Annotated in this window: 12 protein-coding genes; all 12 read left to right on the forward strand. The window is 69.3% G+C overall.

All coding sequences use genetic code 11. From position 1 onward, the window contains the following. Positions 1–312 (forward strand): hypothetical protein (locus tag HUW36_RS16735; RefSeq protein ID WP_174529031.1); only part of this gene is annotated, 312 nt, incomplete at its 5' end. A gap of 174 nt (positions 313–486) precedes the next feature. After that, the gene (locus HUW36_RS16740) at positions 487–723 is read left to right on the forward strand and encodes an AtpZ/AtpI family protein (protein ID WP_013288260.1); all 237 of its coding nucleotides are present in this window, start codon (positions 487–489) and stop codon (positions 721–723) included. Positions 724–734: 11 nt separating this feature from the next. Beyond that, positions 735–1,532, forward strand: coding sequence for a F0F1 ATP synthase subunit A (gene atpB, locus HUW36_RS16745; protein ID WP_091571229.1), 798 nt, complete (start codon positions 735–737; stop codon positions 1,530–1,532). Positions 1,533–1,602: 70 nt separating this feature from the next. Continuing rightward, complete coding sequence (locus tag HUW36_RS16750) at positions 1,603–1,836, forward strand: ATP synthase F0 subunit C (protein WP_091571232.1); 234 nt, start codon at positions 1,603–1,605, stop codon at positions 1,834–1,836. Positions 1,837–1,866: 30 nt separating this feature from the next. Next, complete coding sequence (locus tag HUW36_RS16755) at positions 1,867–2,406, forward strand: F0F1 ATP synthase subunit B (protein ID WP_174529032.1); 540 nt, start codon at positions 1,867–1,869, stop codon at positions 2,404–2,406. Continuing rightward, on the forward strand, positions 2,406–3,227 hold the full coding sequence (locus tag HUW36_RS16760; protein ID WP_174529033.1) for a F0F1 ATP synthase subunit delta: 822 nt from the start codon (positions 2,406–2,408) through the stop codon (positions 3,225–3,227). The genes HUW36_RS16755 and HUW36_RS16760 overlap by 1 nt, the downstream gene beginning before the upstream one ends. A gap of 85 nt (positions 3,228–3,312) precedes the next feature. Continuing rightward, positions 3,313–4,965: a F0F1 ATP synthase subunit alpha gene (gene atpA, locus HUW36_RS16765; RefSeq protein WP_174529034.1), complete on the forward strand. Its 1,653-nt coding sequence runs from the start codon at positions 3,313–3,315 to the stop codon at positions 4,963–4,965. A 4-nt stretch (positions 4,966–4,969) separates the two neighbouring features. Continuing rightward, positions 4,970–5,899 (forward strand): F0F1 ATP synthase subunit gamma, encoded by a 930-nt coding sequence (locus tag HUW36_RS16770; RefSeq protein WP_174529035.1) that lies wholly within the window; start codon positions 4,970–4,972, stop codon positions 5,897–5,899. After that, positions 5,899–7,344: a F0F1 ATP synthase subunit beta gene (gene atpD / locus HUW36_RS16775; RefSeq protein ID WP_174529036.1), complete on the forward strand. Its 1,446-nt coding sequence runs from the start codon at positions 5,899–5,901 to the stop codon at positions 7,342–7,344. Before HUW36_RS16770 ends, atpD begins: the two co-directional genes overlap by 1 nt. 215 nt (positions 7,345–7,559) lie before the next feature. Further along, positions 7,560–8,702: an LCP family protein gene (locus HUW36_RS16780; protein WP_174529037.1), complete on the forward strand. Its 1,143-nt coding sequence runs from the start codon at positions 7,560–7,562 to the stop codon at positions 8,700–8,702. Positions 8,703–8,811: 109 nt separating this feature from the next. Next, a complete protein-coding gene (locus tag HUW36_RS16785) occupies positions 8,812–9,090 on the forward strand; it encodes a F0F1 ATP synthase subunit epsilon (RefSeq protein WP_047893558.1) in 279 nt (92 codons plus the stop codon). Positions 9,091–9,102: 12 nt separating this feature from the next. After that, the gene (locus HUW36_RS16790) at positions 9,103–9,558 is read left to right on the forward strand and encodes a DUF2550 domain-containing protein (protein ID WP_174529038.1); all 456 of its coding nucleotides are present in this window, start codon (positions 9,103–9,105) and stop codon (positions 9,556–9,558) included. The last annotated feature ends 642 nt before the right edge of the window (positions 9,559–10,200 follow it).

A 10,200-nucleotide genomic window follows, 5' to 3' on the forward strand; every position in this document is an offset into this window, starting at 1 on the left:
GGCGTGTGGCGCGGCGCGGACGGCGCGCTCGGCGCGGCGGCCGGGGTGGCCGTCACGGCGGCCAGCTACACGCTGACGACCGTCGTGCTGGCCTGGGCGGACGCCCGGGACCCGCAGCTGGTGCTGCCGTTCGGGCTGGGCCTCTACGTGGCCAAGATGACCGCGCTGGGCGGGGTGATGGTGCTCGTCGCCTCGACCGGCTGGCCGGGCCTGGTCCCGTTCTGCGTCGGCGTCGCGGCGGGTGTCGTGGTCTGGACCGGGGTGCACATCTGGTGGTTGGCCACCGTCCACGCGCGACGGCACGCGCGCTGACTCGTCCCACCCTTCGGGCGACGCGCCGGTGTGTCCGCGATCGGTCATTCTCTCAGTGGCGAGGGAGGAGTACGGTGCCTCCAGACGACTTCGCCCGCCCGTGTCCCACACAACCAGGTTGTGCGGGGGGTGAGGCACAACCTCTTCTGCTCGACTGATATCGTTCGCCCCGTCATGGCCGGTGACCAGAAACCCCCCAACACTGGCGGCTCGGGCGACGTTCCGTCCGGTGCCGGTCAGGGTTGGACCGCGCTCTCATACCTCATCGGAGGCATGCTCGTCTGGGGTTTCATCGGCTGGCTGGTCGACCGTTGGCTCGATACCGGCGGCATCGCCACCGGCATCGGGGTCGTGCTCGGCATGGCCGGGGGCATCATCCTGGTCGTCCGCCGGCTGGGCACGCCTACATAGGAAGGGACGCGGTGTTCGGACAGGCGAACGTCCTGGCTCAGGGCCAGGCGGAATTCCCACCGAGCGTGGGGGACTTCTACCTGCCCAGCATCCTGCCCTGGGGTGCGGAGAACTCGTACTGGTTCACCAAGATCACGGCGATGGTGTGGGTCGCCGTCGGTATCTTGATCATCTTCTTCCTGGTCAGCTACCGGAACCCGCAGCTCGTTCCCACCAAGAAGCAGTGGTTCGCCGAGTCCATCTACGGCTTCGTGCGCAACAACATCGCGGTGGACATGATCGGGCACGCGGGGGTGCGGTTCGCGCCGTACTTCACCACGCTCTTCTGCTTCATCCTGCTGACGAACTTCTTCGCGATCGTGCCGTTCTTCCAGATCTCGCCGAACTCGCACATCGCCTTCCCGGCGTTCCTCGCCGTGATCAGCTACGTGATGTTCAACTACGTCGGCATCAGGCACCACGGCTTCGTGAAGTACTTCAAGAACTCTCTGGTTCCGCCGGCGCCCTGGTTCATCCTGCCGCTGCTGATCCCGATCGAGCTCTTCTCGACCTTCATCGTCCGGCCGTTCTCGCTCGCCGTCCGTCTCTTCGCGAACATGTTCGCCGGCCACATGCTCCTGCTGGTCTTCACGCTCGGCGGGTTCGCCATGATCAGCGCCAACGCCTGGCTGGCGCCGGTCTCGGTGCTGTCCTGGACGATGACCATCGCGCTGACCTTCCTCGAGTTCCTGGTGATCTGTCTGCAGGCGTACGTCTTCACGGTGCTGACCGCCAGCTACGTGCAGGGCGCCCTCGCCGACGAGCACTGATCCGATCTTTCGCACCAACCGTTGTCGTCCCGCGTGAGAGTCACGCGTGATAACCAGGAGGAACCAACCAATGGACATCTACGCCGCGGTAGAGGGCAGCACCGCCGCCATCGGCTACGGTCTCGCGGCCATCGGCCCGGGCATCGGCGTTGGCCTGGTCTTCTCGGCCTACATCCAGTCGACCGCCCGCCAGCCGGAGTCGTCCCGGATGACCCTTCCCTACGTCTGGATCGGCTTCGCCGTCATCGAGGCGCTGGCGCTGCTGGGCATCGCGTTCGGCTTCATCTGGCAGGGCCAGCTCTAATCCAGCCCCCCTTCGACCGGGAGGTCTTCCATGTTCTTCCTCGCCGCTGAGGGTGGTGAGACGACCCACAACCCGATCATTCCCGTCTGGGAGGAGATCGTGGTCGGCGGGATCGCCTTCATCGTGCTCTGCTTCGTGCTGATGAAGTTCGTCTTCCCGCGCATGGAGCAGACGTTCCAGGCCCGGGTCGACGCGATCGAGGGCGGCATCAAGCGCGCCGAGGCCGCGCAGGCCGAGGCCAACCAGCTGCTCGAGCAGTACCGGGCGCAGCTCGCGGAGGCGCGCACCGACGCCGCCAAGATCCGTGACGACGCGCGGGCCGACGCCGAGGGCATCCGTCAGGACATCCTCGCCAAGGCGCGCGAGGAGTCCGACCGGGTCATCGCCGCCGGCAAGGAGCAGCTCCAGGCCGAGCGCGCCACCATCGTGCGCGAGCTGCGCACCGAGATGGGCACCATCGCGGTGGACCTGGCCAGCAAGATCGTCGGTGAGTCGCTGGCCGACGAGGCGCGTCGCAAGGGCACCGTGGACCGGTTCCTGAACGGTCTCGAGAGCACGGGGGCCCGCTGATGCAGGCCGCCAGCCGGGAGTCGTACTCCGCCGGGGTCGAGCGCCTCGACGCGTACGTCCGCGGCGCGGAGCCGTCGGCGGTGGCCACCACCGCCGACGACATCCTCTCCGTCGCCGCCCTGCTGCGGCGCGAGCCGCGGCTGCGCCGGGCGCTCTCCGACCCGGCCCGCTCCGGCGAGGACCGGGGCGCGCTGCTCACCGGGATCCTGAGCGGCAAGGTCGGCGCGGACGCGCTCGACCTGCTCGCCGCGCTGGTCTCCGGCCGCTGGTCGACCCCGTCGGAACTGCTCGACGGCGTCGAGCGGCTCGGCGTGGAGGCGCTCCTGGCGAGCGCCGACGCGGCCGGCGAGCTGGGCGAGGTCGAGGACGAGCTGTTCCGCTTCGGGCAGGTCGTCTCCGGCTCCACCGAGCTGTCCAACGCGCTCTCCGACCCGATGGCCCCGGCCGAGCGGCGGTCCGGCCTCGCCGGCCAACTGCTCGACGGCAAGGCTCGTCCGGTCACCGTCCGCCTCGTCGAGGTCGCGCTCGCGGGCTTCGGGGGTCGCTCCTTCGGCGGCGCGCTCACCCGGCTGGTCGAGCTGGCCGCGGACCGGCGGGACCGTCAGGTCGCGTACGTGACCGTGGCGGCCCCGCTGACCGACGAGGAGGAGCGACGCCTCGGTGCCCGCCTCTCCGAGATGTACGGTCGGGAGGTGTCCGTCAAGCAGACGGTCGACCCCGACGTGCTCGGCGGGGTGCGCGTACGGGTCGGCTCCGACCTGTACGACGGCACCGTCCTGCGCCGCCTCAACGAGACCCGCAACGCGCTCGCGAAGCGCTGACCAGCGTCTTGCAGCCCTGATTTCGACGCCATCGGACCGGTCGGTACCTGGTATCCCGGGCCCCTGAACTTTAAGGAAGCAGAGGATGGCCGAGCTGACCATCTCGACGGAGGAGATCCGCGGCGCCCTGGAGCGCTACGTCTCCTCCTACACGGCCGACGTCTCCCGTGAGGAGGTCGGCACCGTCGCCGACGCCGGCGACGGCATCGCCCACGTCGAGGGTCTGCCCTCGACCATGACCAACGAGCTCCTGGAGTTCGAGGACGGCACGCTCGGCGTGGCGCTGAACCTCGACGTGCGCGAGATCGGTGTCGTCGTCCTCGGTGACTTCGGCGGGATCGAAGAGGGTCAGCGCGTCAAGCGCACCGGCCGGGTGCTCTCCGTCCCGGTCGGCGACGCGTTCCTCGGCCGCGTGGTCAACGCGCTCGGCGAGCCGATCGACGGCATCGGCGACATCGCCAACGAGGGCTTCCGCGAGCTGGAGCTGCAGGCCCCGAACGTGATGGCCCGCCAGTCCGTCTTCGAGCCGCTGCAGACCGGCATCAAGGCCATCGACGCGATGACCCCGGTCGGCCGTGGCCAGCGCCAGCTGATCATCGGTGACCGGAAGACCGGCAAGACCACGGTCGCGCTGGACGCCATCCTGAACCAGCGGGACAACTGGCGCTCCGGCGACCCGACGAAGCAGGTCCGCTGCATCTACGTCGCGATCGGCCAGAAGGCCTCCACCATCGCCTCCATCAAGGGGACGCTGGAGGACGCGGGCGCGATGGAGTACACCACCATCGTCGCCTCCCCGGCCTCCGACCCGGCCGGCTTCAAGTACCTCGCGCCCTACACCGGCTCGTCCATCGGGCAGCACTGGATGTACGGCGGCAAGCACGTCCTGATCGTCTTCGACGACCTGAGCAAGCAGGCCGAGGCGTACCGGGCCGTGTCGCTGCTGCTGCGCCGCCCGCCGGGCCGTGAGGCGTACCCGGGTGACGTCTTCTACCTGCACTCCCGCCTGCTGGAGCGCTGCGCGAAGCTCTCCGACGAGCTGGGCGGCGGCTCGATGACCGGCCTGCCGATCATCGAGACCAAGGCGAACGACATCTCGGCGTTCATCCCGACCAACGTCATCTCGATCACCGACGGTCAGATCTTCCTCGAGACCGACCTGTTCAACCAGGGCGTCCGGCCGGCGATCAACGTCGGTACCTCGGTCTCCCGGGTCGGCGGCGCCGCGCAGGTGAAGCCGATGAAGAAGGTCGCCGGCTCGCTGCGGCTCAACCTGGCCCAGTTCCGTGAGCTGGAGGCGTTCGCCGCCTTCGCCTCCGACCTGGACCGCGCCTCGCAGAACCAGCTCGCCCGTGGCTCCCGCCTGGTCGAGCTGCTCAAGCAGCCGAACTACTCGCCGTACCCGGTCAACGAGCAGGTCGTCTCCGTCTGGGCCGGCACCGAGGGCAAGCTGGACGACGTCCCGGTCGGCGAGGTCCGCCGCTTCGAGTCGGAGTTCCTCCAGTACCTCCGGCACAAGCACGAGGGCGTGCTGGCCGCGATCGCGGACAACAAGTGGGGCGACGACATCATCGCCTCGCTGGACTCGGCCATCGCCGAGTTCAAGCAGGTCTTCCTGGGCAAGGAGGACGAGGTCCGCGTCAACGAGGCCCCGGCCGAGCCGCTGGAGGGTGAGCAGACCCGCGAGACGGTGACCCGCTTCCGCGACGGCACCACCGACCGCCCCGCCGAGAGCTGATCCGATGGCCGCCCAGGTACGCGTTCTCCGACAGCGGATCCGTTCCGCCAAGGGGATGAAGAAGATCACCAAGGCGATGGAGCTCGTCGCGACGAGCCGCATCGCCAAGGCCCAGGCCAAGGTGGCGGCCTCGCTGCCGTACGCCGAGGCGATCACCGGCGTGCTGACGGCGCTGGCCTCGAACGCGCGGATCGACCACCCGCTGCTCACCCCGCGCGAGCGGGTGCGGCGGGCGGGCGTCCTGCTGGTCACCGCCGACCGTGGCCTGGCCGGCGGGTACAGCTCGAACGCGATCCGGACCGCCGAGTCGCTGATCGCCCGGCTGCGCGCCGACGGCAAGGAGCCGGTGCTCTACGTCATCGGCCGCAAGGGCGTGGCGTTCTACCGGTTCCGCAACCGGGAGATCGCCGGCAGCTGGACGGGCTTCTCCGAGCAGCCGTCGTTCGACGACGCCCGCGAGGTCGGTGACACGCTGATCAAGGCGTTCACCGCGGGCGCGGACGACGCGGACGGCAGCGCCGGCGCGGACGGGATCCTCGGCGTGGACGAGCTGCACATCGTCTACACCGAGTTCAAGTCCCTGATGACGCAGAACCCGGTGACCCGGATCGTCGGGCCGATGCAGGTCGAGGACCGGCCCCGGTCCGAGGGGCTGCTGCCGGCGTACGAGTTCGAGCCGGAGCCGGAGTCGCTGCTCGACGCGCTGCTGCCGAAGTACATCAACACGCGGATCTACGCGGCGTTGCTGGAGTCGGCGGCGAGCGAGTCGGCCGCCCGTCGGCGGGCGATGAAGAGCGCCACCGACAACGCCGAAGAGATGATCGAGAAGTACACGCGTGAGATGAACTCGGCCCGTCAGGCCGGGATCACCCAGGAGATCAGTGAGATCGTCGGCGGCGCGAACGCGCTGGCCGCGTCGGGAAGTGAAGTGTGATGACTGTATCCGCAGTGGAGACCAAGACGGCCACGGGTCGCGTGGTCCGGGTCATCGGCCCGGTCGTCGACGCCGAGTTCCCGCGCGACGCCATGCCGGGTCTGTTCAACGCCCTGCACGTCGACGTGACGCTCTCCGGCGGTGAGAAGACGCTGACCCTGGAGGTCGCCCAGCACCTGGGTGACAACCTGGTCCGCGCCATCTCGATGCAGCCGACCGACGGCCTCGTCCGGGGCGCCGACGTCCGCGACACCGGCGCGCCGATCAGCGTGCCGGTGGGCGACGCGGTCAAGGGCCACGTGTTCAACGCGATCGGCGAGTGCCTCAACCTCACCGAGGGCGAGACCATCCAGGCCGACGACCACTGGGGCATCCACCGCAAGGCTCCGGCCTTCGCGGACCTGGAGCCGAAGACCGAGATGCTGGAGACCGGCATCAAGGTCATCGACCTGCTCGCCCCGTACGTCAAGGGCGGCAAGATCGGCCTGTTCGGCGGCGCGGGCGTGGGCAAGACGGTGCTCATCCAGGAGATGATCACCCGGGTGGCCCGCAACTTCGGTGGTACCTCGGTCTTCGCCGGCGTGGGTGAGCGCACCCGTGAGGGCAACGACCTCATCGCCGAGATGACCGAGTCGGGCGTCATCGACAAGACCGCGCTGGTCTACGGCCAGATGGACGAGCCGCCGGGCACCCGGCTGCGGGTCGCGCTCTCCGCGCTCACCATGGCGGAGTACTTCCGCGACGTGAAGAAGCAGGAGGTGCTGCTCTTCATCGACAACATCTTCCGCTTCACCCAGGCCGGTTCCGAGGTCTCCACGCTGCTCGGCCGCATGCCGAGCGCCGTGGGTTACCAGCCGACCCTGGCCGACGAGATGGGCGAGCTCCAGGAGCGGATCACCTCCGTCCGGGGCCAGGCCATCACCTCGATGCAGGCGATCTACGTGCCCGCCGACGACTACACCGACCCGGCGCCGGCCACCACGTTCGCCCACCTCGACGCGACCACCAACCTGGAGCGGTCGATCTCCGACAAGGGCATCTACCCGGCCGTGGACCCGCTGGCGTCCTCGTCCCGGATCCTCGCCCCGGAGTTCGTCGGCGAGGAGCACTTCGCCGTCGCCACCGAGGTGAAGCGGATCCTGCAGCGCTACAAGGACCTGCAGGACATCATCGCCATCCTCGGCATCGAGGAGCTCTCCGAGGAGGACAAGCTCACCGTCGGCCGCGCCCGCCGGATCGAGCGGTTCCTTTCGCAGAACACCTACGCCGCCGAGCAGTTCACCGGCGTCCCGGGCTCGACGGTTCCGATCGCGGAGACCATCGACGCCTTCCGCCGGATCAGCGAGGGGGAGTTCGACCACTTCCCGGAGCAGGCGTTCTTCATGTGCGGTGGCCTGGAGGACCTCAAGGCCAAGGCCAAGGACCTGATGGGTGAGGAGGGCTGAGAGCCCGATCACATCCACGGAGGCCGCCCCGACGATTGTCGGGGCGGCCTTCGCCTGTTCAGGGTGCCTCCCCTACCAGATGCCCGGTTCACCGGCAAGCGGTTCGCCGACGCGCGCGGTACCGTTCCTGACACGACTTCACATCCCGACCGTCGATCTCTGCAACGAAACGGACCCCCGCGCCCGTCTCCTTCTCGTGGGCGCGACGATTGGAGATGCTCGTGGGTAAGGGCGGCACGGACCGTGGCAAGCGGTCCATGTGGCGTGGCGTGCCCCGGTGGGCCCGGGTCAGCACCATCCTCGGCATCGTCATGATGGTGCTCAGCGGCTCGGTGCTGGTGGGCTACCACGTCCTGGTCGCCCGCTACGAGGGCTCGGTCGGCAAGGGTGACCTCTTCGGCGACCAGGCGGCCGGCGCGACGGAGAAGAAGAGCGACATCAAGGGGCCGCTCAACATCCTCCTGGTCGGCGTGGACCCCCGCACCGCGACGGCCCGCCCGCTCTCCGACTCGATCATGATCCTGCACGTGCCGGCCGGCATGGACCGCGGCTACCTCTTCTCGCTTCCGCGCGACCTGCGGGTGGAGATCCCGGCCTTCCCGAAGGCCGACTACGCCGGCGGCACCGACCGGATCAACGCCGCCATGTCCCACGGCAGCAACGTGCCCGGCAAGAACCCGAGCGCGGCGCAGGGCTTCGAACTGCTCGCGAAGACCGTCCAGCAGGTCACCGGCATCAAGCGCTTCGACGCCGGTGCCATCATCAACTTCAGCGGGTTCAAGAAGATCGTCGACGCCATGGGCGGCGTCGACATGTACATCGAGCGGGACGTCAAATCCGAGCACCTCAAGCCGGACGGCTCGCCCCGCCAGCTCAAGCCCGGCGGCGGGGGCTACCTAGGCCCGCAGGCCAGGTACGAGAAGGGCAACGCCCACCTGAACGGCTGGCAGGCCCTGGACTACGTGCGGCAGCGCTACCCGAAGAACGGGGTGCCGGACGCGGACTACGGCCGGCAGCGGCACCAGCAGCAGTTCGTCAAGGCGATGGTGAGCCAGGCGTTCAGCGCCGACGTGGTGGCCAACCCGATCAAGCTGGACCGGGTGCTGCGCGCGGCCGGGCAGTCGCTGATCTTCAACGGCCGGGGCAACAGCGTGGTCGACTTCGGAGTGGCCCTGAAGGGCATCCGCCCCGACGCGATCGAGACGATCAAGCTGCCGGGCGGCCCGATCGGAAGCGGCAGCGCCTACCGCGGCGAGCAACTGCTTCCCCCGGCGGACGACTTCTTCGCGGCCCTGCGCGCCGAGCAGTTGGACGCGTTCCTGCTGGAGCATCCCGACTTCAAGCAGAAGACCAAGTAGCCTGAGCGGGTGCGGGGCCGTCGTGGTCCGGCTCTCACCACCCGCGTTGGGTCGGCGTCGAGGGCGCGACTAGACTTTCGGCAATCCGCCGCCGCAGCAAGGAGACAGCGTGGCACAGCAGCTTCACGTCGAGCTCGTAGCCGTCGAGGAGAAGGTCTGGACCGGTGAGGCCGAGATGGTCGTCGCCCGGACGACCGAGGGTGAGCTTGGTGTGCTGCCGGGGCACGCGCCCCTGCTCGGCCAGCTCGCGGAGCCCAGCCAGGTACGCATCAAGCAGGCCGGTGGCCAGCAGGTCGCGTACGACGTCGCCGGCGGCTTCCTGTCGGTGACCGGCGAGGGCGTGACCGTCCTGGCCGAGAGCGCCACCCCGGCCACCCCGGCCCGCTGAGCCGACCCGCCGATGGAGATCGTCGAAGGGATCGGAATCGGCGTCGCGGTCATCGTCGTCGCGCTTCTGGTCCTCTTCGTCCGGCGGGCTCTGTTCACCCGTAGCGGAGGCATCATCCGGCTGAGCGTCCGGGTCACCACGGTGCTCGACGGTCGCGGATGGTCCCCCGGTTTCGGCCGCTTCGTCGGCGACGAACTCCGCTGGTACCGCATGTTCAGCTTCGCGCTGCGCCCGAAGCGGGTGCTCTCGCGCAAGGGGCTCGCGGTGGAGCGGCGCCGGTTGCCCGAGGGGCAGGAGCGCTTCTCCATGCCGTCGGACTGGGTGATCCTCCGCTGTACCAGTCACCACGCTCCGGTCGAGATCGCCATGGCGCGCTCCACGGTCACCGGATTCCTCTCCTGGCTCGAGGCCGCCCCTCCCGGGGCGGTCTCGCCGCGTCTGGCCTCCCAGGACTGGCCCGCCGCCTGACCCTGGTCGATCGTCTGGCTCCCTTCCGCGGAGGCGGCGCTCCGCCCTCCGGCCGGCTCCCGCCCTTGGCCGAGCAAGGTCCCGTCCCCGGCCGTCCGGACCGTCCGCACGCCATCCCGGCTGCTGCGGGTGCACCGCCGCTGATCGTCCGCTGATCCGAGCAGGCAGCATCACCGCCTGCCAGCGGTCCGGTCCTGGTCTGGTTCCCGCTCGCCATGATCGACTCCACGTCGGCGAGGTGGCGGCATCATCGCCCGCCGGATACGACCACCTTCCCGAAGTGGTGATCGTCCGACTACCTGCGCGCCCGTCCGTCTCTGAGTCATAGATGTACCGCCGAGGCATATCCGTTTCGAGTGGTCCCTGTCCCACCGGGGTCAGTGGGATGGGCTGTCCGGATTCGGCAGAGTGGTGGGCGGCACTCCGGGGGCGGAATCGGCGTGGGCTGGGCGGCGTTGTAGACGGGTGAACGGCCGAGCAAGGCCGCGCCGCCCGGCGCCGCGCAGAGGCCCCCGCCCCGCGAGCCAGCCGGATCCCCCAAGACTTTGTGCGCCTGACGGTGCCCACACCCGTCCCCCGGGTGTGTCGACCCCCGAATGGAGCCCCCCTGATGAACACGATTCTGCGTAAGAGCGTCCTGGG

Origin of the sequence: Micromonospora maritima, assembly GCF_902825405.1 — a bacterium.
Taxonomy (GTDB): Bacteria; Actinomycetota; Actinomycetes; order Mycobacteriales; family Micromonosporaceae; genus Micromonospora; species Micromonospora maritima.